This window comes from Streptosporangium sp. NPDC087985 (genome assembly GCF_044741965.1).
GTDB lineage: Bacteria > Actinomycetota > Actinomycetes > Streptosporangiales > Streptosporangiaceae > Streptosporangium.
In genome coordinates this window covers 170586-195819 of the sequence record NZ_JBIUTQ010000008.1, presented here as the reverse complement: position 1 = coordinate 195819, position 25234 = coordinate 170586, and the positions used below count along the sequence as shown (strand labels likewise).

The window sequence follows — 25234 nt, the reverse complement described above, 5'->3', positions numbered from 1 at the left end:
GTCGAATCCGAAGACAGCGAACCCCGCCTACCCAGCACAGGAGGCGGGGTTTCTGCACGTCAGCGACTACTTGAGGAGCTGGCGGGCCATGACCATGCGCTGGATCTGGTTGGTGCCCTCGTAGATCTGGGTGATCTTGGCGTCGCGCATCATGCGCTCGACCGGGTAGTCGCGGGTGTAGCCGTACCCGCCGAGGAGCTGGACGGCGTCGGTGGTGATCTCCATGGCCGCGTCGGAGGCGGCGCACTTGGCGGCGCTGGAGAAGAACGTGAGGTCCTTCTGCGGCTCGCCCCGCATGGCCAGCTCGGACTTGGCGGCGGCGGCGTAGGTGAGCTGCCGGGCGGCCTCCAGCTTCATCGCCATGTCGGCGATCATGAACTGGACACCCTGGAACTCGGCCACGGCCTTGCCGAACTGCTTGCGCTCCTTGACGTAGCCGATCGCGTAGTCCAGCGCGCCCTGCGCGATGCCGAGGGCCTGGGCGGCGATCGTGACGCGGGTGTGGTCCAGGGTGGCCAGCGCGGTCTTGAACCCGGTGCCCGGCTCGCCGATCATCCTCCAGGACGGGATGCGCACGTTCTCGAAGATGACCTGGCGGGTCGGGGAGCCCTTGATGCCGAGCTTCCTCTCCTTGGCGCCGAAACTGACACCCTCGTCGCCCTTCTCCACGACGAACGCGGAGATCCCCCGGGCGCCGACGCCGGGCTCGGTCACCGCCATCACCGTGTAGTAGTCCGACACCCCGGCGTTGGTGATCCACATCTTGGCGCCGTTGAGCACGTAGTCGTCGCCGTCGGCCACGGCGCGTGTCTTCATCGCGGCGGCGTCGCTGCCCGCCTCGGCCTCGGACAGGGCATAGGAGAACATCGCCTCACCCCGCGCCACCGGCACGAGATAGCGCTGCTTGACCTCCTCGGACGCCGACAGCAGCAGCGGGACGGTGCCCAGCTTGTTGACCGCGGGGATCAGCGAGGACGAGGCGCAGGCCCGCGCCACCTCCTCGATGACGATGACGGCCGCGAGGGCATCGGCCCCCGCCCCGCCGTACTCCTCGGGAACATGGACGGCATGCAGGTCGGCGGCGACGAGCGCCTTGTAGACATCCCAGGGAAACTCTCCCGTCTCGTCGGCCTCGGCGGCACGAGGGGCGATCTTCTCGTCGGCAAGGGCGCGGACGGTCTCCCGGAGCATCTGGTGCTCTTCAGGCAGCGCATAGAGAGGGAAGCTCATAGACAGATACTAGGACGTCCAACAAGTACGGATCTATCCATCCCATGTGATATGTGTTCTTACCCGTTTACGCAGGTGGCAAAGGGCAAGGGGGGATACCGATACTCTGACCGCACATAGTTGGGCAGAACCGAAAGGAACACCAGTGGCCTACCGCCTGACGATGGTGGGAACCGGATACCTGGGTGCGACGACGTCCGCGTGTATGGCGGAGCTGGGCTTCGAAGTCCTCGGCGTCGACGTGGACGCGGAGAAGATCGCCCGGCTACAGGCCGGTGACCTGCCCATCTACGAACCCGGCCTGGAAGAGGTTCTCCGACGCAACCTCGCCAACGGGCGACTCCGCTTCACCACCTCCTACGAGGAGGCCGCCGCCTTCGGCGACGTGCACTTCCTGTGCCTGGGCACCCCGCAGAAACCCGGTGAGTACGGAGCCGACGTCTCCTACCTGGACGCCGCGATCGAGTCGCTGGCCCCACACCTGAAACGCGACTGCCTGGTCCTGGGCAAATCCACGGTCCCGGTGGGCACCGCCCAGCGCCTGGCCGACAAGCTGGCCCGGCTGGCCCCCGTCGGCGCGGGTGCCGAGCTGGCGTGGAACCCCGAGTTCCTCCGCGAGGGCTTCGCCGTGCAGGACACCCTGCACCCCGACCGGATCGTGCTGGGCGTGGCCTCCGACAGGGCCGAGAAGATCATGCGCGAGGTGTACGCCCCCATGCTGGAGGCGGGCACCCCGATAGTGATCACCGACTATCCGACCGCCGAGCTGGTCAAGGTCGCCGCCAACGCCTTCCTGGCCACCAAGATCTCGTTCATCAACGCGATGGCCGAGGTGTGTGAGGCCTCCCACGCCGATGTCAAGCAGCTGTCGCTGGCGCTCTCGTTCGACGACCGCATCGGCGGCAAGTTCCTCAACCCGGGCCTGGGCTTCGGCGGCGGCTGCCTGCCCAAGGACATCCGCGCTTTCATGGCCCGCGCCGGGGAGCTGGGCGCCGACCAGGCGCTGACCTTCCTCCGCGAGGTGGACATGATCAACATGCGCCGCCGGGCCCGCATGGTCGACCTGGCCCGCGAGCTGGCCGGCGGCTCCTTCCACGGCTGCACGGTCACCGTGCTCGGCGCCGCGTTCAAGCCCAACTCCGACGACATCCGCGACTCGCCCGCCCTCGACGTCGCCGTCAAGATCAGCGAGCAGGGCGGCCGGGTCACCGTCTACGATCCCGCCGCCCAGGAGAACGCCCGCCGGGCCCATCCCGGACTCTCCTACGGCGACTCCGCCATGGAGGCCGCCCGCGACGCCCACGTCGTGCTGCTGCTGACCGAGTGGCAGGAGTTCGTCGAACTCGACCCCGAGGCGCTCGGCGCCGTCGTCGCCTCCCGAAAGATCGTCGATGGCCGCAACGCTCTCGACGCCGAAACCTGGCGGGCCGCCGGCTGGCACTACCGCGCCCTCGGCCGTCCCTGACGGGTGCTTTCAGACCCGCTCCGCCCGCCGTACGGCCGACGCTCCGCCTGAGTGCCCGCCGTACGGCAAGCCGCCCGGCACCACCCGCCGGCCACGGTACGCCCCGCGACGGCCCGCTCCTCCAGTCTGAGGAGCGGGCCCGCCGCAACGCCTCTCACCTGACCATCCGGCTCGGGGCGCCACTAGCCTCTGTCAGTCGTTGATCCCGGAGTTGGCGCCGCCGTGTCCGATTCTGGCGTCGTCACCGCCGAAACCGCCTCCGAGATGCCCCCGGTTCTAGTGCTCGAGGTGGCCACCGGACATTCTGTGGTGCCTGGGCTCGTTGTGGTGCCTGAACTCGTTGTGGTGCCCGTACCTGTGGTGCCTGTAGTGGTCGCGGTCGTGGTCGCGGTCGTGGTCGCGGTCGTGGTCGCGGTGCCTGTAGTGGTCGCGGTCGTGGTCGTGCCTGTACCTGTGATGCCTGTAGTGGTCACGGTCGTGGTCGTGCCTGTACCTGTGGTGCCTGTAGTGGTCGCGGTCGCGGTCGCGGTCGTGCCCTCTGTCCTTGGGATACTTCATAACGGAAGTGAGAGCGGGTGCGGTCGAGGTGGCCCCCGCCACCGTGGCGGCGCCTGCGGGCTGGACCGACATCGTCATAGGAGCGACGAGGACTGCGGCCGCTATCGTTCCGGCCACAAGAGCATTCCTGATTTCGATCATGATGGGTTACTCCACATCGGATCGGGTGCACCTGGGCGATGCCCGGGCGTAGGAAGACGCCGTACCGATATCGCGCGCAGATCCGGCACGACAGGAAACCACGGCCCACGCTATTTGGAGGGAGCCCAGGTGGTCACCTCAGAGAACCCAAATCCTTGGGTCCGTTGGACTGCCTACCGTCATCGGGAAGGTACCGAGAGGAAAGTTTCGGTCACGCTCGGTTACCCTTCCCCGATGGGACTCTCCATCCCGACCGCAATGTTCCCGGGGGCCGTTCTCCGTCAGTTGTCGAACTCGCCGAGCTTGACTCCGCCGACGAAGGCGTCCCACTCCGCGCGGGTGAAGAACAGCTTCGGACCTTCGGGGTTCTTGGAGTCGCGCAGCACGTAAAGGGAGCCGAGGCCCGCCTTGTGCCCGGTGCCGGGGGCATCCACCACGGCCACCTCGACGCAGTCACCACCGTCGTCGCTGCCGAGGGACGCCTTGCGCCAGACTGCCGAGCTCAGGTCTGCTTCCATGTCGCCATCACCTTCGTCATCAGGTCGATGCCCGCCCTCGGGGGCATGGCCTCCGTGCGGAGCTCTTCGAAACGGGTGCAGATCTCCGCCACGTCACGGGGGTGGTCGGTGACGTGCCCTTCGGCGGCGCAGTCCACGCACACAGTATCCGCCGCATCCTCGGCGCTCGCTATCACGGACGCCCACCCAGCACGGCCGTGACGGTGATGTCCGCGAGCACGGTCCCGCCCCCGGCATGACCTGGACCTCGCCGGCCGTCTCCCGGCGCGACGGCCCGGCCGGTAGACGCGTTTCAGGCGCCGAGGCCGGCGGCCTCGGCGCGGAGCCTGGCGCCCTTGGCGTGGGCCTGCTCCTTGAGGGCGACCTGGAACTCCTCCATCTTGGCCCGCAGTCCCTCGTCGGCGGCGGCGAGGATCCGTACGGCCAGCAGGCCCGCGTTGCGGGCGCCGCCGACGGCGACGGTGGCGACCGGGACTCCGGCGGGCATCTGGACGATGGAGAGCAGGGAGTCCATGCCGTCGAGATACTTCAGCGGGACGGGGACGCCGATCACCGGCAGGGGAGTCACCGAGGCGAGCATGCCGGGCAGGTGGGCTGCTCCCCCCGCCCCCGCGATGATCACCTTGAGGCCGCGTCCGGCCGCCTGCGCGCCGTACGCGATCATCTCCTCCGGCATCCGGTGCGCCGAGACGACGTCGGCCTCGAAGGCGACCCCGAACTCGGCCAGAGCCTCGGCGGCGAGCTTCATCACCGGCCAGTCGGAGTCGCTGCCCATGACGATGCCGACGGTGGTCATGCGTTCTCCTTGCCTCGCGGCCCGCGGGCCGCACCAGTGACAGTGCCGTGCGCGGGGATCCGCCCGCTCACGTGCGCCCGCGGCCCGCGGGCCGCATTCGCAGTGGTGCCGTGCCTGGAAGCCGGCTCGCTCATGTGTAGACGCCGTCGGTGAGGTAGACGGCGGCGTGCCGGGCCCGGGCCCGGACCTCGTCCAGGTCGGTACCGAGGGCGGTGACGTGGCCGATCTTGCGGCCGGGCCGTACTTCCTTGCCGTAAAAGTGGATCTTGATCCCGGGATCGTGGGCCATCACGTGCTCGTAGCGGGAGAAGACGTCCGGGTCGTCGCCGCCCAGGAGGTTGGCCATCACCACGACCGGCGCGGCCAGTGCGGGCGAGCCGAGCGGGAGGTCGAGCACGGCGCGCAGGTGCTGCTCGAACTGGGAGGTGCGGGCACCGTCGATGGTCCAGTGGCCGCTGTTGTGCGGGCGCATGGCCAGCTCGTTCACCACCAGACCGGCGGGGGTGGCGAACATCTCCACCGCCAGCAGCCCGGTCACCCCCAGCTCGTTGGCGATCTTCAGGGCGATCCCCTGGGCCACCGCGGCCTGCTCGGGGTCGAGCCCCGGGGCGGGGGCGAGCACCTCGACGCAGATGCCGTCACGCTGGACGGTCTCCACGACCGGGTAGCTGACGCCCTGCCCGTGTGGCGACCGGGCGACCAGGACGGCCAGCTCACGTTCGAACGGCACGAACGCCTCGGCCATCAGCGGCACCCCGCTCGCCAGGACCTCCGCCGCGTCCTCGGCGGAACGGCAGATCCAGACGCCACGCCCGTCGTAGCCGCCGCGCACGGCCTTGAGCACGACCGGCCAGCCGTGCTCGGCGGCGAACTCCTCGACGTCGGCGGCCGTGGCGATCCGCCGCCAGGGCGGGCACGGGGCGCCGATCGCGGTCAGCCGCTCGCGCATCACGGCCTTGTCCTGGGCGTGCACGAGCGCGTCGGCACCGGGGTGTACGGCGGAGCCGTCCCCGGCCAGCGCGCGGATGTGCTCCGTGGGGACGTGCTCGTGGTCGAAGGTGAGGGCGTCGCACCCCTTGGCGAAGTCACGCAGGTCGGTGAGGTCGCGGTAGTCGCCCAGGCGGACGTCGACGATCACTCGGGCGGCACTCTCGTCCGGCGAGTTGGCCAGCACCCGCAGCTCCACCCCGAGGGCGATGGCCGCCTGCTGGGTCATCCGGGCCAGCTGGCCCGCTCCGATCACGCCGACGACGGGTCCGATGGGCCTGGCCAGAGAAGGGCTGCTCACGACGGTCGAGTTTACCGGCCCCCAGCCGGGCGGCGGTCAGCCGGTGGGGTGGGGAGCAGGACCGCCGCCGGCCGGCCGTCCGCGGTCAGGCGGGTCAACCGGCGGTGAGGGTGGCGAGGGAGCGGCGGACGGCGACCGTGGACAGCTTGGTGCCGGCGGCCACCTCGGTGGCGAGGAGCACGATCTCGGTGCGGGTCAGCTCGCGGGCCCCGCGCTTTCCGGTGAATCCGCGCAGTCCGTCCCTGCCGTACAGGGGATGGCTCAGCCAGGAACGGCCCTGCCCTGCCTTCTGCCGATATTCGATCTCCAGGGCGTGGATGACCAGCGCGCCCCCGCCGGGCAGCAGCAGCGCCCGCTGCGGTCCGACGAGCAGCCGGACGTCGGAGGTGAGCCGGTCGGGCCGGACCTTCCGGGGCCGTTGGACCAGCTCGTCGAAGATCTCCCTGACCGCGTCGCCCCTGGGGAAGGTCACCCCGCTCACTCCGGCGGGGTCGGTCAGGTAGGCCAGGTAACGCTGCGGCGCCAGGCGGGCTCTGACTCCGATGGCGGAGTCGCCGGTGAGCACCGCGCCCCGGGCCGGCTTGAGCGGCTCCCCCCGCACCGGGATGGGGCCGGCGGCGAGCCTCCAGCCGTCGCCCTCGTCGACGAACAGGAAGTAGGCGGGGCCGGGCTTGCGGGCCAGGGCGACGAACCAGCGGTCCGTACCGGCCGTGGCCGGCAGGAAGAACTCCGGGGCGGTGTACTTCTTCCTGGTGGGAGCTGGGCGGCCGTTCCGGGTTGCCTCGCAGGCACGGCCGCCCAGCGTATTCTCCGCCCAGGTGGTGAGGCTCTCCACCGTCCGGCAGTCCCGCTTCCGCCAGGCGCTGTCGAGCCGGTCCAGCAGCTCGAAGGCCCGGGTGGCCTCGGCGAGATCCACCGCATGGGCGGACGCCTCCGGCGGCGGGGTCTCACGGGTCACGGTCTGCCCATCCGTCCGGACGCCGCAACCGGCTGTCACGGCCAGGCCGAGAAGCAGGGCGAGGAGTCGGCGGGGCAAGGAGTGGTCCCGTGGTCGTGGCCGTCGCATGCGGCGATCCGTCTGACCGATCGCAGCGGATGAACTCCCCCGAAGGCTCCCTGCGATCTACTTCATCAGAGTAACGTCAGATGCACGGATTTATCCGACAACAGATGACATTTGTTGAAATAGGCTTATCTGACTGCTACGCACAACAGCTGGTCAACTGGCATACCGGCCCGCGCCTCCGCCGGTAGCCTGGTAGAAGAACGTCCAAGGTCCTCCCCGAGCGGCGGATCCACAGCCAACCCGGAAAGGACCGTGCAGAAGACGTGCAGTTTCTGCGACGCGGGTATGAGCGGTTCACCACCTTGGTCCACGAGCTGGCGAAGTTCGGCGTCATCGGGGCGATCGCCTTCGTCGTCGACGTCGGCGGCTTCAACCTGCTCCAGTACGGCCTGCACTGGGGGACGCTGACCTCCAAGGTCATCGCCACGACGGTCGCGACCTCCTTCGCCTATCTGGGTAACCGCTACTGGACCTTCCGGCACCGCGAGCAGAGCGGCCTCGCCCGGGAGTACTTCCTGTTCTTCCTGCTCAACGGGATCGCCCTGCTGATCGGACTGCTCTGCATCGGCTTCACCCGCTACACCCTGGAGCTGACCGACCCCCTGAGCATCAACATCGCCAACCTGATCGGCATAGGCCTGGGGACACTGTTCCGCTTCTGGTCCTACAAGAAGTGGGTTTTCCTGGCGGCCACCGAAGTGGTGCCGGAGGAGCTCCCCGACGGGGTCACGCGGACCCGCTGACCGCCTCGCCCGCCGGAGCACGCCGTTCCCACCTCACGCGGGACCGCTGACCACCCGGTTCCTGCCGTTGTCACCGACCCGCCGCAGGAACAGCGCGAACACCGCGGGACGCGGCTTTATCAGCTCCAGGCGGCCGCCGTCGGCGGCGGCCAGCGCCCGCGCGAGCGTCAGCCCCAGCCCGGTGCCCCCCGCCCCGCTCACGTTGCGTTCGAAGACGCGGGGGGCGATGTCCCCGGAGACGCCCTCTCCCTCGTCCGCGACCTCGACCACGATGGACCTGTCCTTGTCGCTGGTGGTCACCGTCACCGTACCGTCGCCGTGCTTCAGCGAGTTCTCCAGGAGGGTGGAGATCACCTGGCTGATGCCCCCGCTGGTGCCCATCGCCTTGAGACCTCGCGTGCCGGCCAGGCTGAGCTGCCGTCCGACCCTGCGGAACGCCGGACCCCACTCGATGAACTGCTGATCCAGCAGGTCGTCGAGCTCGACGGTCGCGGCCTGGGCGTGCCGCTGCCGTCTGGCGGCGGCCAGCAACTCGTCGATCACGGCGGTGAGCCGCTCGGCCTGCACGATTGCGGCCTCACCCTCCTCCTTGACGATGCCGGGCTCGTGGGCGGCCGCCACGATCTCCTCCAACCGCATGGTCAGCCCGGTGAGCGGGGTGCGCAGCTGGTGCGAGGCGTCGGTTGCGAACTCGCGCTCCCTGGCCAGCAGGTCGGAGATACGGGTGGCACTGCGGTCGAGCACCTCGGCCACCCGGTCAAGCTCCTGTATGCCGTAGCGGTGCTTGCTCGGCCTCGCGTCACCGGAGCCGAGCCGCTCAGCGATCATCGCCAGGTCGATGAGCGGTAACGTCAGCCGGCGCGACTGCACGATGGCGAGCCCGACCGCGACCGCGAGGGCCGCGGCGGCGAGCGCCAGGATGAGCAGGAGCCATGCCCGGACCTCGCGTTCCACCTGGAGCCTGTCCCGGCTGATCGCGACGTACACCCCGTTCTCCGACTGGGCGTCCTGGGTCATCTTCCTGTTCTCGGGTGGTTCTTTGCCCGCCGTCACCACCAGGGGGGGTGTCCCCTTGGCATAGATCTGGATGTAGCGGTCGGGGTATTTGATCTTCAGCTGGTCGGAATCGACGAGCTGCTCCTGCATACGGGCATACTCCACCTCCTCCAGCAGGCTTTTGGCCTGGGAGGACAGCCCTTGAGTCGCCTCTTCCTCAATCAGCCGGTTGATCGCCACCCCCAGCGGGATGCCCAGCAGAAGTACCCCGATGACCGCGACGAGCAAGGTCGAGGAGAGCAGTCGACGGCGCATCCCCTACTCGCGTTCGAACCGGAAGCCGACCCCTCGAACCGTCGTGATGTAACGGGGCTTGGCGGCGTCGTCGCCCAGCTTCCGGCGCAGCCACGAGATATGCATGTCCAGGGTCTTGGTGGAGCCCCACCAGTTGGTGTCCCACACCTCGCGCATGATCTGCTCGCGGGTGACCACCTTGCCGGCGTCGCGGACCAGGACCCGCAACAGGTCGAACTCCTTGGTCGTCAGGTGCAGCTCCTTCTCACCCATCCACGCGCGACGGGAGTCGGCGTCGATGCGCACGCCCTGCACCACGGGCGTCTCGGATGTGCCGCGCCGCAGAAGGGCGCGGACCCGAGCCAGGAGCTCCGCCAGGCGGAACGGTTTGGTGACGTAGTCGTCGGCCCCGGCGTCGAGGCCCACCACGGTGTCAACCTCGTCGACGCGGGCCGTAAGTATGAGCACGGGCGTGCCATGCCCCTCTGCGCGTATGCGTCTGGCGACTTCGAGGCCGTCCATCTCGGGCAGCCCGAGGTCAAGAACTATCAAGTCGATGCCACCCGACAGTGCCCGCTCCAGGGCCTGCGGGCCGTCGGGGCTCACCTCGACTTGGTAGCCCTCCCGGCGCAGTGCACGCGCCAGCGGCTCGGAGATCGAGGTGTCGTCCTCGGCGAGAAGTACACAGGTCATGTTGCGATCGTAGGACCTTAGAGGATCGTTTCCCGGGTACAGCGCGCGGTTTGACTCGTCATTGACCCATCCATTGACCTGGGCAAACACTGATAAATCCCGGATAGTCGTCCCGCAACGGTTCAAGGCCGCGTCGTACGGCTCCCGCATCGGAAGGGCCTTGAAAGGACAGGCCCGCCAATGACCTCACCGACAAAGCAGAACACGCCCGTCCGTAAGGTGCACGGTGGGCGTGTTCGGACAATCAGCTCAGGATGCCGAGGGCGGCTCGGCGTAACGGGCTAGGTAGAGCTGCTCACCGAGACTCTCGATGAGTCCCAGCTCGGTCTCCAGGTAGTCGATGTGGTGCTCCTCGTCTTCGAGGATCTCCTCGAAGAGGCGGGCCGAGGTGGTGTCGCCCTTCTCCCGCATCAGGACGATGGCGGGCCGCAGGCGCGTGACGACCTCAAGCTCGATGTCCAGGTCGGCGCGGAGCTGCTCCCGGACGGTCTGGCCGATGTGCAGGATGCCCAGCTTCTGATAGTTGGGCAGACCCTCAAGGAAAAGAATGCGGTCCGTCAGCTTCTCCGCGTGGCGCATCTCGTCGAAGGACTCGGCGCGGGTGTATGCCGCGAGTTTGGTGTATCCCCAGTTCTCCTGCATCTTGGCGTGCAGGAAGTACTGGTTGATCGCGGTCAGCTCGGAAGTAAGCTGCTCGTTGAGGAGTTCGATGATCTTTTTGTCGCCCTGCATGGTGGCGGGCTCCCTGTGCTACGCGGTCGGCGTCAACTCTTCAGACCGTTTCAGGATCGCACAGATCTTCCGGACACAGGAAGCGCAGTCCCCACCCGCGCCGGTGGTGTCCCGGACCTGCCGCGCGCTCCTCGCACCGGCCGCGATGCAGTCATGCACGTCGTTCTCGGTGACCGCGCGGCAGACACATACGTACATGGCGGGGAAGGAGCCTCTCTCATGGGACATCAACGTAGGTAAGGCACACCTAATATACCCCATTTGGTAAGGCTTGCCTACGTGAGACGGACCACACAGGGCCCCCTCCCCCGCCATCTCACCGACGGCCGGACGGCGTCAGTGCCACATCAGTGCCCTCGGGCCAGCCACTCCTCCAGATGCGGAGCCTCCGCGCCGATCGTGGTGGAGTCACCGTGACCGGTGTGCACGGCCGTGTCCTCCGGCAGGGTCAGCAGCCGCCCCCGGATCGAGTCAATGATCGTCTCGAAGGAGGAGAAGGACCTGCCCGTCGCGCCGGGACCGCCCTTGAACAGGGTGTCCCCGGTGAAGACCGCGCCGAGCCCGGGGGCGTACAGGCAGACCGCGCCCGGCGCGTGACCGGGCGTGTGCAGCACGGTGAGCTCGAACCCGCCCACCGAGAGCACCTGACCGTCCTCCAGCGGCGTGTACGGCGTGTCGCCGTACACCATCTCCCACAGGACCTGGTCGGCCGGGTGGAGCAGGATCGGCGCGTCCACCCGCGCGGCGAGGTCGGCCGCGGCGTTGATGTGGTCGTTGTGGCCGTGGGTGCAGACGATCGCCCTGACCGTACGGCCGCCGATCCCCTCGACGATGGCGTCGGCGTCGTGCGCCGCGTCGATGACGACGACCTCACTGCCGGAGCCGACCACCCAGACGTTGTTGTCGACGTCCCACGTCCCGCCGTCCAGCGAGAACGTCCCCGAGGTGACGACCTTGTCGATCACAGGACCACCACCGAGCGGAGAACCTCGCCGCGGTGCATCTTGGCGAAGGCCTCCTCGACACCGCCGAGACCGATCGTCTCTGAGACGAAGCCGTCCAGCTTCAGCCGTCCCTGTAGGTAGAGGTCGATGAGCATGGGGAAGTCACGGCTGGGCAGGCAGTCGCCGTACCAGGAGGACTTCAGCGCCCCACCGCGGCCGAAGACGTCCAGCAGCGGCAGCTCCACCGTCATCTCCGGGGTCGGCACGCCCACCAGGACCACGGTTCCGGCCAGGTCGCGGGCGTAGAAGGCCTGCTTGTAGGTCTCCGGGCGGCCCACCGCCTCGATCACCACGTCCGCACCGTTGCCGTCGGTGATCTCCCGGATCGCCTCCACCGCGTCGGCGGTGCTGGAGTTGACCGTGTGAGTGGCGCCGAACTCCTTGGCCCAGACGAGCTTACGGTCGTCGATGTCCACCGCGATGATCTTCGTTGCGCCCGCCAGCAGGGCACCGTGAACGGCCGCGCTGCCGACACCGCCACAGCCGATGACGGCCACGCTGTCGCCGCGGGTCACGGCACCCGTGTTGACGGCGGCGCCGATGCCCGCCATCACCCCGCAGCCGAGCAGACCGGCCACCGTCGCGGGAGCCGCGGCGTTGACCTTGGTGCACTGCCCGGCGGCGACCAGGGTCTTCTCAATGAAGGCGCCGATGCCGAGGGCCGGGCTGAGCGGCGTGCCGTCCTCCAGCGTCATCCTCTGGGTCGCGTTGTGGGTGTTGAAGCAGTACCAGGGACGGCCGCGCCGGCAGGCACGGCAGTCGCCGCAGACCGCCCGCCAGTTCAGGATCACGTAGTCGCCGACAGCCACCTCGGTGACCCCCTCGCCGACGGCCTCGACCACCCCGGCGGCCTCGTGACCGAGCAGGAACGGGAAGTCGTCGTTGATGCCGCCCTCGCGGTAGTGCAGGTCGGTGTGGCAGACACCGCAGGCCTGGACGTTCACCACCGCCTCGCCGGGACCGGGATCCGGCACGATGACCGTCTCCAGGGAGACGGGCTCACCCTTACCACGCGCGACCACGCCTTGCACGGTGTATGGCATGTCCTGTACCTCATCTTCAGATCTTCGAACTTGGTTGAACCTGGTCGAACTTGGTCATCGATCGGACAGTGCTCTTACGGGCCTGCCCCACGCCCATCCTTATCAGGCCCGGCGGAGCACGTACGGCCGGACCACTCCGAGGCCCCGGGCCGGCCGTTGCCGGAGACGGCCCGTCTGGATCCCGGGTGCCCCCGCGACGGCCCCGGCGAACCCGTCGTCGACGATGACCGTGCCGGGACGGGCGATGGCCGTCAGCCGGGCCGCCAGGTTGACGGTGGTGCCGAAAACATCGCCCATCACCGGTAACACGGGACCGTAGGCCAGCCCGATCCGGACCTCGGGACCGTACCGGCGGATCACGTCGACGAACTCCAGCGCGATCGCGGCGGCCATACGCGGGCTGACCGCGGTGAACAGCACCTCGTCACCGAGCGTCTTGACCAGCCGGCCCCCGTGCGCGGCGACCACATCGGAGGCCCGGGACTCGAACCCCTCGACGAGGTCGGCCAGGGCTCGTTCACTCAGCTGACGGGAGACCTGGGTGAAGGAGACCAGGTCGGCGAAGCCCACCGCGAGAGTCAGCCGGCTGGGCACGACCTCATCGGTGAGGTCGGTGATGGCCAGCAGCCTGGTCCCCGCAGCGGCGAGCTGGGCGCGCCAGACGTGGACCAGCACCCGTTCGAAGTCCGGGAGCAGCCGGCGCGAGAGCTCCATGATCGCCGCGAGGTCGGACTCGGTCGGCCGCTCGTCCGGGCCGAGCATGGTGCCGATCATGATTTCGGCCTGCCACTGCGCGAGCCTGGCTGTCGTCTGACCCAGCGCCCTGGCCAGCCGGACGACCGTCTGGTCGTCCAGCCCCTCCTCCATCATCGCCCGGACCCGTTTGAGCGTGGCCACATCGGCCTCGGTGAAGGCCACCGCGTCGTCGGCCAGCGTGGCGAACCCGAGAGCCCGCCAGATCCGCTCAGCAAGGTCCTGCGGCACGCCGGCGAGCCCGGCCACCTGGATCCGGGTGTAGCGGGGCAGCGCACCGACGAAGAGGCTTTCGATCTGTTCGGCCGTCGGACGTTCCGTCACTTCCCCTCCGCCCATCTTCCGCCCCCATTCAGGAGATTACGGCATGCCACTCACCGTCTCTCAGGCTCCCCGTCGGCCGCGTCGTCGAGCGCACGGAACAGCTCGGCCCGCACGTCCTGGAGCTTCGGGATGTCGCGCAGCGTGATGTGCCCGTGCTCACCGGCCGACTCGACGTTGAGCGTGCCACAGCCGAGAATCCGCTCCATCAACGTCTGGTCGGCGCTGACGGTGTTGACCTTGCTCATCGGGATGTCGTCGGTGGACTTGTTCAGCACGCCCGTACTGATCGTGAACCGGTGCGAGGTAAGCACGTACGAGGTGTTCCTCCACCGCAGGTACGGCACGAACGACCACACGGTCAGCAGCCCGACGGCGAGCACGGCCACCGCCGCTCGCGCGTAGAGGACGTACTCGAAGGCGGGCATGAAGTAGATCGCGGCACCGGACCCGGCGACGATGAGGACCAGCGCGAAGAACGGGCCGATGAGGCGCTTCCAGTGAGGGTGGAAGGCGCGGATGCGCACCTCCCCCTCGGTGAGGTGGTGATCAGGCAGACTCATGGGGCAAATCGTGGCATGCCCGGATGCCCCACGTCAGGAGGCGTGCGGCCGAACATGCACGACCTCACCGGCGCTCAACGTCTGCTCCCCGCCCCCGGACCGGACAAGCAGGTGGCCGGAGTGGTCGATACCGGTGGCCGACCCGGTGAGCACCCGCTCCCCCGGCAGCTCCACCCTGACCTCGCGACCGACCGTGGCGCTCATCGCCAGATAGGCGGCCCGCAGCCCGCACGCGTCGGCGTCGCCGTCCGCCTGCGACCATTCACGGTAGTGGATCTCGATCTCCCGCAGGATCGCCCGGATGAGCGGGTCACGGTCGACGCAGACGGCCTCCTCTACCGCCAGCGAGGTTGCGGTCTCCACGGGCAGCTCGTCGGCGCGGACGCTCACGTTGAGCCCGACGCCCACGACCACCGCGCTGTCCACCCGCTCGGCGAGCACCCCGGCGAGCTTGCGCTCCCCGATCAGCAGGTCGTTGGGCCATTTCAGGCGGACATCCACCTCGGCGACCCTCCGCACGGCCGACGCGGCGGCCAGGCCGACGAGCAGCGGCAGCCAGCCCTGTTTGGTGGCGGACGGGTCAGGCCGCAGGAGCACCGAGAACATCAGGCCGGAGCGCGGCGGCGCGACCCAGGAACGGCCGAGCCTGCCCCGGCCGGCGAACTGCGCCTCCGCGATGAGCACGGCACCCTGCCTGGCGCCGTCACGTGCGGCGGCCGCGAGATCGGCGTTGGTCGAACCGGTCCTGTCGACGACGGTGATGTCGGACCACAGGCCGCCGGGGCGGACCAGAGCACGGGTGAGCGCCGCCTGGGAGAGCGGCGGCCGGTCGAGATCGGTGAACGGCGAGTCAAGCACATAACCATCTTCCCTCCCTTACCGACCATCCGTTACCGAATTACGTCATTGACCAGGGAATACTGGGGCTGCGGAGCGGGAGCACGCCGTGCGGGCGGCTGTTCTCACAGGTGAGGAAGGCGCGGACAGTGCGCCACGAGGCCGTAACCGGCCATGGAGAGGCGGAGCGTCGATGGAGAGCGTCACGAGGCCGGGACCGACCACGCGGACCCGGATCCGGGAAGTGTCTGCCGGAGTCGTCAGGGACCACCGCGACGACCTGGCCACCGAGGAACCGCTGGAGATCCGGATCCAGACGGGCGAGGCACGCCGTACGCTCGCGATCACCATGCGGACCCCCGGCCACGACTTCGAGCTCGCCGCCGGATTCCTGCACGGCGAGGGCGTCGTCACCTCACAGGGCATCTCCTCCATCGCCTACTGCACCGACGACGACGTGCCCGCCGAGGCGCGCTACAACACGGTGACGGTACGGCTGCGCGGCGACCGGCTGCCCGACCTGCCCGCCCTCAACCGGAACTTCATGACGTCGAGCGCCTGCGGCGTCTGCGGCACCGCCAGCCTCGACGCCCTGCGCGACCGGTGCTCCCCGCTGCCCCCCGGAGACGACCTGCGGGTCTCCCCCGAGACCCTGTACGGCCTGCCGCACCGGCTCCGGGAACGCCAGGGCGTGTTCGGCAGGACCGGGGGCCTGCACGCGGCGGGGCTGTTCACCCCCGAAGGGGAGCTCCTGGCGATCCGCGAGGACGTGGGACGGCACAACGCGGTGGACAAGCTGGTCGGCTGGGCCCTGATGAGCGGGAGACTGCCACTGGGCGGCCACATCCTGATGGTCAGCGGGCGCAGCAGCTACGAGATCATGCAGAAGGCCCTCACCGCGGGCCTCCCGATCGTCTGCGCGGTCTCGGCACCCTCCTCCCTGGCGGTCGACCTGGCCAGGGAGTTCGGGATGACGCTGGTCGGATTCCTCCGCGAGAAGCGCTTCAACCTCTACTCATCCCCCGAACGGATCACCACGCCCTGACGCTCTCCCTCCCGGTCCACAGGGTCCGGGTGAGACGGACCATCTGGCGTTCCCACAACGACGCGAAGACCAGAGACCAAGCTGAGGAGGAGTCAGCCGAAGGCGAGCGCGCGGAAGGCGTTACGGACGGTCATGAGGGGTTCGCGGGCGCGGCTGTAGTAGAGCTTGTTGGTGAGCAGGACAGCCCACCGGCCTTGCTTGGGGGAGATCCACATGCCGGTCCCGGTGAACCCGTAGTGGACGTAGATATCCTCTTCGGGGCTGGTGCCGGGGGCGGGATACCAGAACAGGCCGCGCGCCGGGGTCAAGCCTCCCGTGTGGATCTGGAGGGACTCAGCCACCCAGGCGGACCCGAAACCGACCCGGCAGTTATCGGGGACCAGCAGGTGGCGTTGGAAAAGCGCCAGGTCGTCCAGGACGGAGAAGACGCCGGCGATGCCGCACACCCCGTTGAGCAGGCGGGCGGAGAAGTCGTGGGCGACGCCCTTGAGATGGATGCCGGTGTCCTCGTCGAATTCGGTGGGCGCGCACCGAGCAGCGACCTCGGAGGGCAGGGGTCCGAAACGGGTGGAGCCCATGCCGAGAGGCTGCCATATGCGTTGCCGGGCGAACTGGTCGAGAGGCCGACCGGAGAGATATTCGGCGAGATAGCCGAGGATGAGGGCGGCCCGGTCGGTGTAGTCGACGGCTTCGCCGGGCGGCCGGTGCAGCTCCTCGTGCAGGACGCCGTTGCGCACAGCTTGGGGATCGGTGCCGTAGAGATTCTTGAGGTTTGCCCGCAGCGGCACGCCGGCGGTGTGGGCAAGCAGGTGCCGGGCGGTGACCTGGCCGAGCGGATGACCGGTGACCTCGGGCCAGAAGATGGCCAGCGGATCGTCGAGCGGGAGCACGCGGTCTTCCCATAGGGCGCCGATGCAGGCCCACACAGCGAGGATCTTGGTGAGGCTGGCGACGTCGAAGACGGTGTCGAGCCGCATCCTCCACTCCGAGGTGGCTGGATCGGGGCGCCCGCAGGCCCCGGAGTGGAGGATGCCGCTGGCGTCACCGATGGCCCATACCGCGCCGGGAAACACGTGTTTACGCGTTCCCTCGCTGATGAGCTGGGTGATCTGATCATGAAGGAGGGCCATGGATCTCCTTGAGGAATTGATGTTGTTTCGGTTGTCGGCATAGTCGGATAGCCGCCGCCTGCCCCGAACAGGCGGCGGCTCCTATCTGGTTCCTGCCGGGAAGCAGGGCCAAGCAACAAGCTTTATGCGCAGGCGTCTGGTTCAGGACCTCTGTAGGAGGCGGCCTTGAAAAGGGCGGCGAACGCTCCTGTGCCGTACCTCTTGTCGAGCCAGGTCGATAGACCGGCGAGCGAGCCGCTGATCATCGCTTTCATGATGAGCATGTGGAGATCGTTGGCTTCGTGGCCTCCGACCTCGGCGAGGACGACGCGATAGCGGTTATTCACGTTGCGCGCGTACGAGCCCATCGCGGCCAGAAAGTCCTCCGCGGTGGCCTGCGGCCTGCCCGTAGAAGCTTGCAGCGGGGGAAGGTCGGCCAGGTCATCATCGGTGAGACGGCCGGTGACGTCGCGCCAGGCGAAACGGTCTATCCCACCCCCGCTCGGTTCGGTCACTCCTGCTCGTTGGGCGGCGTGCCGGGTGATAGTGGTGGCTTCGCGGTCGGTCGCGCCTTCCATCACGACACCTAGGTTGCGGGTGGAGATCGCTCCGGCCGGGTCGGGGGCCGAGTAGGTACGGCCAGCCTGGTCGCGGCTGTTAATACCGTACCGGGTGCGGATGATCTCGCCACGCTGAAGCTGGTACTGCCGGTAGGAGCCGTAGTGGAGGCAGTCGTGCGCGTAGGCCCGCAGCAGGTCCAGCGCCACCAGGTCGGGGGGAGCCGACGCGGGGTTGTCCAGGCTGCCGTAGCGGGTGATGACGGCCCCCATCTGGAGGTGTCGGTATCCCTGGTCGGGGTGGTGGAACCCGCCGTGAACTTCGGCGCGCAGGGAGCGGACGCCGACCCATACTCGGTCGGCCGGCAGGAGCCGGTGCAGGCCCAGCTTCTCGTAGCGGGCGGCCAGGAGAGACACGCCGGTGTAGAAGATCTCCTGGGCTTTGCTGCTCTCGCCGAGGTCTGCCAGCACCCAGGGCAGGAGTGAGAAGACCACGTTCGGGTGAGCCCGATCCAGGCCGGCGGTCGCCCGCTGCGCAGCGAGTCGCTCGGCGAGCACCGCGCGCTCGGCGGACTCACCGCCGAGATGTTCGTTGGGGGCCAGGCATGAGAGCCCTACGGTCAAGGCTATATGCGCTGGATCAGGAGTCGGTGCGACTCCTGTACCCCCTCGGGGAGGTCGTGCGGCGAAAACCATTTCGCCTCCAGGATCTCAACAGATTCGATCTTGAGCGTGCCGCCGGTGAACTCAGCCTCATAGGCCACTTCCACCCGCAGCTTGTATCCGCTCTTGACGTGCGCGAGCCGGTTCACCTTGACGGCCAACCCGGTTTCCTCGCGCACCTCGCGAACGACCGTGTCCTCAAACGTTTCGCCCTTGTTGGCGTAGCCAGTCGGGCACCCCCACTGCCGCTCCGGAGGCCACAGGCGGTGCCGTAGGAGGAGCACGCGCCCTTCGGAGTCGCGGACGATGCCGGTGACTCCGACCATAAACTTCGCGTGCCACAGCCACAGCAGGCGCCATTGGAGGGGACCGCGGATGATCCGCCATAGGCGGGCGATGAGGTTTTTCACTCTGGTCCTTTCGGGGTTTCATCCGCGTTACCGCCTCCTGGTTCAACCGGCGTCGCGGACGTCATGGCGTGTTGCAGACTGCCATGTCCGCGCCTGGTGATGGGGCTGGTGGGGACTTCCAGCCGGTATTCCCTCTCACATGTTTCGACTGCGCGTCTGGCCGGGGTGTCATGCGAAGGTTTGTGGCCCGCAGGCGGCCCTGAAAGGCCGCGCGCCACCGCCCTCGGGGGCTGAGCGCGGCAGCACGGGAGGTGTGCTCTCTGTGCCGCCGCGGACTTAGACGGTGAGGACCTGATTCGCCAGGTGCGGCACCGGCCGCATGTCCTGGATGCAGGGGACACGGAACTGTGTCGCCGCAACGCGTGTCATGCCCGTCCTCCGGGTTGGGCGGCAAGGACCAGGTTCACCACTTTTTCGGGATGCCCGCTTCTCACGGCCTGGAGGTCGGGACCGTTCGGTATGGACACCAGGTAGCAGCCGGAACGCGGCCCCATGGTCACCGTGGCGGCCACCCCTCCCGCATCGCTGCGGACGACCAACTCGGGGGCGTATCGCTTGCGCTCTCCCAGTAGGAAGGGTCTGCCGTCACCGGGCAGCTTCAGGGCGATTGTGTGAACGACGTAAGAGCGCACTCCCCGAACCTTCAACAGTCGCTGCACGGCGGCCAGCGCCCCGTCGTGCTTCTCCGCCGTCGCGTCACTTATTCCCTTTTCCGCGTACTCCTCATCTTCTATCGTGAGTTGCGCCACATCGCTCCTCCAGGTTGAATTCATGAGATTTGGGCAGCGAGCGGGTTACCGCTCACTGCCCAAACTTATGAACCACCGGGAGTGATAACTTTCACCTTTTCAGTGAAAGATCGTCGGGCTTGGCGCTACAGCCCCATGCGGCTCACGATTCGCCGCAAAGGCTCTGGGATGACCCGGAAATGGTCATCGAGCTGTCTCGCGGCCTCTCTGGCCGTTGGATGAAATCGAGTCATTTCGGGCGCCAGCTTTTCGGCAGTGACGAGTCGTTGCATTGATTTGTCGTATTTGCCCACCCAGAGGAGAGTTCGAGCCATGTCAATCTCGTGGTGGGCCCTGCGGGAAGCTGACAGCGTCGAAGGCAGGACAAGTCCTTCATCCAGGCTGATGGCGCGGTCATAGTCGCCCATCTCGACAGCGACAGTGCAGCCGTGGATCTGCACGTTCCCTTCGTTGGCCTGCAGGCCGTACAGGTCTGCCTTTCTGTTCTGGGCTGAGATCCGGGAGACCGCTTCCACAGCTTGGCCGTGGTGCTCCCATGCGTTGCTGGCTGCGCCGGCACGAGCCGCAGCGATAGCCCCTCGCAGATGCACAGCGGTGAGGACATGCAAAGCGCCCTCGTTGCCCTGGTCGACTCGGGTAGCCGTGCGGGTCATCAGATTGGATGCGGTCGACCATGAGCCGAGCGCGAACAGTTGTAGCACCCTGGAGAGGGTCACGACGTGGGGCAGGTTTGGATCATCGCCCCTGTCGGCGGACGTCGATGCCCTTTCAAGGGCCACTTGCGCAAGATCGTGGTAGCCGAGCCGCCTGGAGAGCGCGAAGGCCAGCGCGAGCATGTTGCTGAGCAACCGCCATGCACGGGCCTCTTCGGTCTCTACGGCATGCACTGTGAGTTCTTCGATCGCGGCTGGAAGAATCGTGCCGAGCCGTACATGCGCGGCGTCTCGGAGGAACTTGCGCGCCTTATCCCGATCGACGGCAAGCTCGTCGAGGGAACGCTGCGGAGCGACCAGTTCAGGAGTGATGTCGATACAGGCGATGGCGCGCCGGAGATCGGGGATGGCAGCATGGACGGCGTCCATCCGCTGAGTCTTACCCCTGTAGGGCTGTCCGTTGAGGTCGGCCCGACTCACGCTCAGCGCTTTAGCAATCGCTGTAACGAGAGTCGGAGATGCGGGTTTGTGGCCCGCTTCAACCTTGGTGAGAAGGCTGTAGGAGATATTGGCGTTGGCGGCGAGCGCTTGTTGGTTCATGCCTCGGAGCTTTCGCACCCTGGCAATGCGCCTGCCGATATGCTCATTCCCCTCACTGCCCAGGTCGGGGTTCCAGTCCAGGCCGGCCATGCCGTTCCTCCTCGCGATTGCGCGGCACCTCCACCATACGGGACCACCCGTGTCAATGAGATGAAGATTCCCTGCCACCTGGCTCTTTAACGAACTCCGGGTGCTGCCACCCATTAAGGGCGACCGTAAACAGGGCGAGTCCTGCCATGTGGACGGCGCCAGCGGTACCCTTTTCAAGGAGCCGGATTCGCAGCGGATTCGCGATGAGCCGCAACAGCTCGACCAGGCGGCCCGCCTCATCACGCGCGACTCGTTCGACGTTCAGCATCCACGCGCCTACGGGGCAGCTTGAGCTGGGCGGCTCCGTCTTCGCCGACGATTTTCGCGCTGATGCACTGCCAGACGACAGCGACCGGATTCCTGTACGGCGAGGGCGTCATCACCCCGCAGGACATCTCCTCCATCGCCTACCGCACCGACAACGTTCCCGCCGAGGCGGGCTGTAACACAGTGACGGTACGGCTACGCGACCCCCCGCCCTCCTCCCTGGCTGTCGACCTGGCCAGGGAGTTCGGGATGACGCTGGTCGGCTTCCTCCGCGAGAAGCGCTTCAACCTCTACTCATCCCCCGAACGGATCACCACGCCCTGACGCTCTCCCTCCCGGTCCACAGGGTTGTGAACTGCTGATTGTTTCGTCAGTGTTTATCAATTCTTCTCTGGATTCTCCCGTCCAGTGGGGTGTGGCCGGCCATTGGATCAGTGGGGCGCCGAAGGGGCCCGCGGGCGGGGCGAGGATGCGGTGCCGGGGCGCGGTGCGGGCTTTTCCGCCGGTCCGGTGGCTGTCGATCACCTCCCGAAGGTAAGCTCATGGTCATCGGTTGACAGCGGTGAGTAATGAGTGGGGGTGGGGTGGTGCGGGTCCATCAGGCCTACCGCTACGCCCTGGACCCCACCCCCGGGCAGACCGTCGCGCTGGCCTCGTGCGGGGCGTCCCGGTACGCGTTCAACTGGGCTCTGGGCCGGGTCAAGGCGGCTCTGGAGCAGCGGGAGGCCGAGAAGACCTACGGCGTCCCCGCCGAGCTGCTGATCGAGGTGCCGTGGTCGCTGTACGGCCTGCGCAAGGTGTGGAACGCCACCAAGGACGTGGTGGCGCCGTGGTGGGCGGAGCACTCCAAGGAGGCCTACAACACCGGCCTGGACGGTCTGACGCGAGCGTTGAAGAACTGGTCGGCCTCCCGTCAGGGCACCCGCAAAGGACCGAAGATCGGGTTTCCCCGGTTCAAAGCCAAGCACCGCACCACGCCGTCGTGCCGGTTCACCACCGGGACCATCCGCGTCGAGGCCGACCGCCGCCACGTCACCCTGCCCCGGCTGGGCACCCTCCGTACCTGCGAGTCGACCCGGAAGCTGGCCCGGCATCTGGAGCGGGGCACTGGGCGGATCCTGTCGGCCACCGTCCGCCTGCAGGGCGGCCGCTGGTCGGTATCTTTCGCCTGCGAGATCGACCGCACCGACCGCGCCCCGGCCCGGCCGGACGCGGTGGTCGGGGTGGACCTCGGCGTGAAGAATCTCGCCGTGCTGTCCACCGGCGACGCCGTCCCTCACCCCAAACACCACCGCTCGGCGCTGCGCCGGCTGCGCCGGTTGAATAAGCAGTTGGCCCGCCGTACCGGTCCGCGCACCCTCGACGGCGGCCGGCGGGAGCCCTCGGCCCGCTGGTCCAAGGCCAAGGCCGCGCTCGGCAGGGCGCACGCCCGGGCGGCCCATCAGCGGCGCGACGGCCTGCACAAGCTGACCACCAGGTTGGCGACGACGTACGGCACGGTCGTGGTCGAGGACCTGCACGTGGCCGGGATGCTCGCCAACCGGCGCCTGGCCCGCGCGGTGGCCGACACCGGCATGGCCGAGGTCCGCCGGCAGCTCACCTACAAGACCGGCTGGAGCGGTGGCCGGCTGGTCGTGGCCGACCGCTGGTATCCGTCGAGTAAGACGTGTTCGGGTTGTGGCGTGGTGAAAGCCAAGCTCGCTCTGTCCGAACGCACCTTCACCTGCGCGGCGTGTGGTCTGGTCCTGGATCGGGATCTGAACGCCGCCCGTAATCTGGCCGCGTTGGCGGCCGACGTCGCCCAGAGTTGCGGGGAGACGCAAAACGCCCGTGGAGGAGCGGTAAGACCCGGCGCCCGCGCCGGGCGCGCACCGGTGAAACGGGAACCCCGGCAACGGGGAACGCTGCCCCGGCAACGCGGCAGCTCGCTGGCTCTCACCGAGAAACACTGAGAATCAGCGAACGGCCACAGGCGGTGCCGTAGGAGGAGCACGCGCCCTTCGGAGCCGCGGACGATGCCGGTGACTCCGACCGTCAACGACCCCCTCCTAAGGGAGGGGGCTTGAGGTGCAGCGATGCACCTTGAAGCCCCGCGTTGACCAGCCCGAGTCGATCATCTTGAAGGAGGTGCATTCGATTGACTACGTTTCACGTAAGTGAGCAGACCCACCGGCAGGTGCTTCCTCAGCCTGCCGCTCTGGAATTCGTGGGAGCAGACAGCCCCGAGGGTGGGGACGAAACGGCTCACGGACTCCCGGCTGTGCCGGGCGCTGGCGTTGAACATGGGCGAGGGGAGATCGGTTCGGGCGGCACCCGCCTGGACCGGCGTCACCCCGAGGACGCTTCGGCGCCCGAGGGAGAGGCTCGTGAGGGCCATCCGGCCGCGTTTGTCCTGGACAGGCACGGCCACCCGCTCGACCCGTGCCACCCCGCCCGCGCCCGCCGCCTGCTGGCGGCCGGTCGGGCGGTCGTGGCCCGGCATACCCCGTTCGTCATCCGGCTGAAAGATCGCACGGCCGCCGATTCCGTTGTGACCGGCGTACAGGTCGGGATTGACCCTGGAAGCAAACACACCGGCATCGCGGTGTTCGCCGAGCACGGCGGGAACCGGACCGGCAGGTACGCGCTCCAGCTCGACCACCGGGGCGGGGCGATTCGCGACCAGCTCACCGCCCGCTCGCAGTATCGGCGTCGGCGCCGCAGTAAAAACCTGCGCTACCGTGCGCCCCGGTTCAACAACCGGACCAAGCCGAAGGGATGGCTCGCACCATCGCTGCGGCACCGCGTCGACACCACCCTGTCGTGGGTGGTGCGGCTCACCCGGTGGGCGCCGGTGCGGGCCGTGCACGTGGAGCGGGTCGCGTTCGACACCCACAGCATGTCGGCGGGCCGACCCCTGGAAGGGGCGGAGTACCAGCGGGGCACCCTCGCCGGGTACGAGGTGCGCGAATACCTGCTCGCCAAGGGCAACCGCAGGTGCGCCTACTGTGGCGCGACCGGTGTGCCGCTCAACCTCGACCACCTCCACCCCCGCAGCCGGGGCGGCTCCGACCGGATCAGTAACCTCACCCTGGCCTGCATCCCGTGCAACCAGGCCAAGAACGCCACCCCGGTGGAGGATTTCCTCAAGGACAGGCCCGCCCTCCTGGCGAAGATCCTCCAACAGGCGAAGGCTCCGCTGCGCGATGCCGCCGCCGTCAACACCACCCGGTGGGCGCTGTGGCGGGCCCTGGAGGCGACCGGCCTGCCCGTTCACCCCGCCTCCGGCGGCCGCACGAAGTGGAACCGGTCCCGCACCGGCGCCGCCAAGTCCCACACCTTGGACGCGCTGCACGTCGGCGAGCTGGACACCGTGACCGTCTGGCCGTCGACGGTCCTGGTGGTCAAGGCGACCGGGCGCGGCACCTACGCCCGTACCCGCACCGACCGCTACGGTTTTCCCCGGCTGCGGCTGCCCCGGACCAAGCAGGTCAAGGGGTTCGCCACCGGCGACCTGGTCCGCGCCGTCGTACCCAGCGGCAAGAAGACCGGTGTCCACTCCGGACGCGTCGCGGTCCGCAGCACCGGCAGTTTCAACATCACCACCCGGCACGGCACGGTGCAGGGCATCCACCACCGCCACGTCCGGCTGCTGCAGCGAGCCGACGGCTACGGCTACACCACCCACCCGGAAGTGCGGCACCGAGCCGCGTTTCCTCCCGGCCCTGAAGGACCGGGTCTCCACGCTGGAGGAAATGATGAATACCAGAGCGACTTCGCCAGGAAATATGTCGCCGAAGGGCGGGCTGAGGGGCGGGCCGAGGGTGAGGTCAAGGCTCTTCTGGCGGTCCTCTCCGCGCGGGAGATCGAGCTGTCCGACGAGGCCATGGAACGCATTGTTAACTGCACCGATATCGAGCAGATTGAGGTATGGATCCGCCTCGCGGCCACGGCGGATTCGACCGATGCCCTGTTCGGCTGAGGCGTTGAGAGACCATCCCGGTTCTCTCCGGTGACCCGGCACGTAACCGTGCCGGGTCACCGGTCCCGGCGGGGTCCGGTTCTCCGGCA

27 protein-coding genes and 1 pseudogene are annotated in these 25234 nt (G+C 68.2%); 7 read left to right on the top strand and 21 right to left on the bottom strand.

Going from position 1 to position 25234, the window contains the following annotated elements:
* Nucleotides 1-66: 66 nt before the first annotated feature.
* Nucleotides 67-1230, bottom strand: a complete 1164-nt coding sequence (locus ACIN94_RS18335; RefSeq protein ID WP_400707174.1) for an acyl-CoA dehydrogenase family protein — start codon at nt 1228-1230, stop codon at nt 67-69.
* 145 nt (nt 1231-1375) lie between these two features.
* Here ACIN94_RS18335 and ACIN94_RS18330 point away from each other — a divergent pair, with 145 nt between their 5' ends.
* Entirely contained in the window at nt 1376-2695 is a 1320-nt protein-coding gene (locus ACIN94_RS18330; protein WP_400707171.1) for a UDP-glucose dehydrogenase family protein, read from the top strand.
* A gap of 276 nt (nt 2696-2971) precedes the next feature.
* On the opposite strand, the gene ACIN94_RS18325 is transcribed toward ACIN94_RS18330, so the two are convergent.
* The 6 genes from ACIN94_RS18325 to ACIN94_RS18300 all read right to left on the bottom strand — a co-directional run bounded on the left by ACIN94_RS18325 (nt 2972) and on the right by ACIN94_RS18300 (nt 7032).
* The gene (locus ACIN94_RS18325) at nt 2972-3394 is read right to left on the bottom strand and encodes a hypothetical protein (protein ID WP_400707168.1); all 423 of its coding nucleotides are present in this window, start codon (nt 3392-3394) and stop codon (nt 2972-2974) included.
* Nucleotides 3395-3675: 281 nt separating this feature from the next.
* Nucleotides 3676-3912, bottom strand: coding sequence for a DUF397 domain-containing protein (locus ACIN94_RS18320; RefSeq protein ID WP_400707165.1), 237 nt, complete (start codon nt 3910-3912; stop codon nt 3676-3678).
* A complete protein-coding gene (locus ACIN94_RS18315; protein WP_400707162.1) occupies nt 3897-4049 on the bottom strand; it encodes a hypothetical protein in 153 nt (50 codons plus the stop codon). Before ACIN94_RS18315 ends, ACIN94_RS18320 begins: the two co-directional genes overlap by 16 nt.
* Nucleotides 4050-4204: 155 nt before the next feature.
* Entirely contained in the window at nt 4205-4708 is a 504-nt protein-coding gene (gene purE / locus ACIN94_RS18310; RefSeq protein ID WP_400707159.1) for a 5-(carboxyamino)imidazole ribonucleotide mutase, read from the bottom strand.
* Nucleotides 4709-4838: 130 nt separating this feature from the next.
* Complete coding sequence (locus ACIN94_RS18305) at nt 4839-5996, bottom strand: 5-(carboxyamino)imidazole ribonucleotide synthase (protein WP_400707156.1); 1158 nt, start codon at nt 5994-5996, stop codon at nt 4839-4841.
* Nucleotides 5997-6090: 94 nt separating this feature from the next.
* A complete protein-coding gene (locus ACIN94_RS18300) occupies nt 6091-7032 on the bottom strand; it encodes a hypothetical protein (protein ID WP_400707153.1) in 942 nt (313 codons plus the stop codon).
* A 293-nt stretch (nt 7033-7325) separates the two neighbouring features.
* Between ACIN94_RS18300 and ACIN94_RS18295 the strand changes: the two genes are divergently transcribed.
* Nucleotides 7326-7805 (top strand): GtrA family protein, encoded by a 480-nt coding sequence (locus tag ACIN94_RS18295; protein WP_400707150.1) that lies wholly within the window; start codon nt 7326-7328, stop codon nt 7803-7805.
* A gap of 33 nt (nt 7806-7838) precedes the next feature.
* Here the strand turns inward: ACIN94_RS18295 and ACIN94_RS18290 are convergent, their stop codons facing one another.
* From ACIN94_RS18290 to ACIN94_RS18250, 9 genes are all read right to left on the bottom strand, one after another.
* Entirely contained in the window at nt 7839-9116 is a 1278-nt protein-coding gene (locus ACIN94_RS18290; protein WP_400707147.1) for an ATP-binding protein, read from the bottom strand.
* 3 nt (nt 9117-9119) lie between these two features.
* The gene (locus tag ACIN94_RS18285) at nt 9120-9788 is read right to left on the bottom strand and encodes a response regulator transcription factor (RefSeq protein ID WP_043620820.1); all 669 of its coding nucleotides are present in this window, start codon (nt 9786-9788) and stop codon (nt 9120-9122) included.
* A gap of 249 nt (nt 9789-10037) precedes the next feature.
* Complete coding sequence (gene bfr / locus ACIN94_RS18280; RefSeq protein WP_400707142.1) at nt 10038-10520, bottom strand: bacterioferritin; 483 nt, start codon at nt 10518-10520, stop codon at nt 10038-10040.
* 18 nt (nt 10521-10538) lie between these two features.
* On the bottom strand, nt 10539-10718 hold the full coding sequence (locus ACIN94_RS18275; RefSeq protein WP_400707216.1) for a bacterioferritin-associated ferredoxin: 180 nt from the start codon (nt 10716-10718) through the stop codon (nt 10539-10541).
* A 149-nt stretch (nt 10719-10867) separates the two neighbouring features.
* Nucleotides 10868-11485: an MBL fold metallo-hydrolase gene (locus ACIN94_RS18270; RefSeq protein WP_400707139.1), complete on the bottom strand. Its 618-nt coding sequence runs from the start codon at nt 11483-11485 to the stop codon at nt 10868-10870.
* Complete coding sequence (locus ACIN94_RS18265) at nt 11482-12567, bottom strand: S-(hydroxymethyl)mycothiol dehydrogenase (protein ID WP_400707136.1); 1086 nt, start codon at nt 12565-12567, stop codon at nt 11482-11484. The genes ACIN94_RS18270 and ACIN94_RS18265 overlap by 4 nt, the downstream gene beginning before the upstream one ends.
* Nucleotides 12568-12669: 102 nt before the next feature.
* Nucleotides 12670-13659 (bottom strand): adenylate cyclase regulatory domain-containing protein, encoded by a 990-nt coding sequence (locus tag ACIN94_RS18260; RefSeq protein ID WP_400707133.1) that lies wholly within the window; start codon nt 13657-13659, stop codon nt 12670-12672.
* Between the two features lie 35 nt (nt 13660-13694).
* Complete coding sequence (locus ACIN94_RS18255) at nt 13695-14204, bottom strand: PH domain-containing protein (protein WP_400707130.1); 510 nt, start codon at nt 14202-14204, stop codon at nt 13695-13697.
* Nucleotides 14205-14237: 33 nt separating this feature from the next.
* On the bottom strand, nt 14238-15062 hold the full coding sequence (locus ACIN94_RS18250) for a biotin--[acetyl-CoA-carboxylase] ligase (protein ID WP_400707127.1): 825 nt from the start codon (nt 15060-15062) through the stop codon (nt 14238-14240).
* 223 nt (nt 15063-15285) lie between these two features.
* Between ACIN94_RS18250 and fdhD the strand changes: the two genes are divergently transcribed.
* Nucleotides 15286-16086, top strand: coding sequence for a formate dehydrogenase accessory sulfurtransferase FdhD (gene fdhD, locus ACIN94_RS18245; RefSeq protein ID WP_400707124.1), 801 nt, complete (start codon nt 15286-15288; stop codon nt 16084-16086).
* 92 nt (nt 16087-16178) lie between these two features.
* Here the strand turns inward: fdhD and ACIN94_RS18240 are convergent, their stop codons facing one another.
* The 5 genes from ACIN94_RS18240 to ACIN94_RS18220 all read right to left on the bottom strand — a co-directional run bounded on the left by ACIN94_RS18240 (nt 16179) and on the right by ACIN94_RS18220 (nt 20917).
* A complete protein-coding gene (locus ACIN94_RS18240; protein WP_400707121.1) occupies nt 16179-17216 on the bottom strand; it encodes a serine hydrolase domain-containing protein in 1038 nt (345 codons plus the stop codon).
* 122 nt (nt 17217-17338) lie between these two features.
* Nucleotides 17339-18376 (bottom strand): hypothetical protein, encoded by a 1038-nt coding sequence (locus tag ACIN94_RS18235; protein WP_400707118.1) that lies wholly within the window; start codon nt 18374-18376, stop codon nt 17339-17341.
* Nucleotides 18377-18378: 2 nt separating this feature from the next.
* On the bottom strand, nt 18379-18825 hold the full coding sequence (locus ACIN94_RS18230; RefSeq protein WP_400707115.1) for an NUDIX domain-containing protein: 447 nt from the start codon (nt 18823-18825) through the stop codon (nt 18379-18381).
* 365 nt (nt 18826-19190) lie between these two features.
* A complete protein-coding gene (locus ACIN94_RS18225) occupies nt 19191-19574 on the bottom strand; it encodes a hypothetical protein (RefSeq protein ID WP_400707112.1) in 384 nt (127 codons plus the stop codon).
* 125 nt (nt 19575-19699) lie between these two features.
* Nucleotides 19700-20917, bottom strand: a complete 1218-nt coding sequence (locus ACIN94_RS18220; RefSeq protein ID WP_400707109.1) for a helix-turn-helix domain-containing protein — start codon at nt 20915-20917, stop codon at nt 19700-19702.
* 100 nt (nt 20918-21017) lie between these two features.
* Between ACIN94_RS18220 and ACIN94_RS18215 the strand changes: the two genes are divergently transcribed.
* The 4 genes and pseudogenes from ACIN94_RS18215 (at nt 21018) to iscB (ending at nt 25145) form a co-directional block, all read left to right on the top strand.
* Nucleotides 21018-21209: a hypothetical protein gene (locus ACIN94_RS18215; protein ID WP_400707106.1), complete on the top strand. Its 192-nt coding sequence runs from the start codon at nt 21018-21020 to the stop codon at nt 21207-21209.
* Nucleotides 21210-21394: 185 nt separating this feature from the next.
* A pseudogene (locus ACIN94_RS18210) lies at nt 21395-21508 on the top strand (formate dehydrogenase accessory sulfurtransferase FdhD); the annotation flags it as partial.
* A gap of 263 nt (nt 21509-21771) precedes the next feature.
* Nucleotides 21772-23136, top strand: a complete 1365-nt coding sequence (gene tnpB, locus ACIN94_RS18205; protein ID WP_400707103.1) for an IS607 family element RNA-guided endonuclease TnpB — start codon at nt 21772-21774, stop codon at nt 23134-23136.
* A gap of 308 nt (nt 23137-23444) precedes the next feature.
* Nucleotides 23445-25145 carry an RNA-guided endonuclease IscB gene (gene iscB, locus ACIN94_RS18200; RefSeq protein WP_400707100.1) on the top strand — a complete coding sequence of 567 codons (1701 nt, stop codon included), beginning with the start codon at nt 23445-23447 and terminating at the stop codon, nt 25143-25145.
* Nucleotides 25146-25234: the final 89 nt, after the last annotated feature.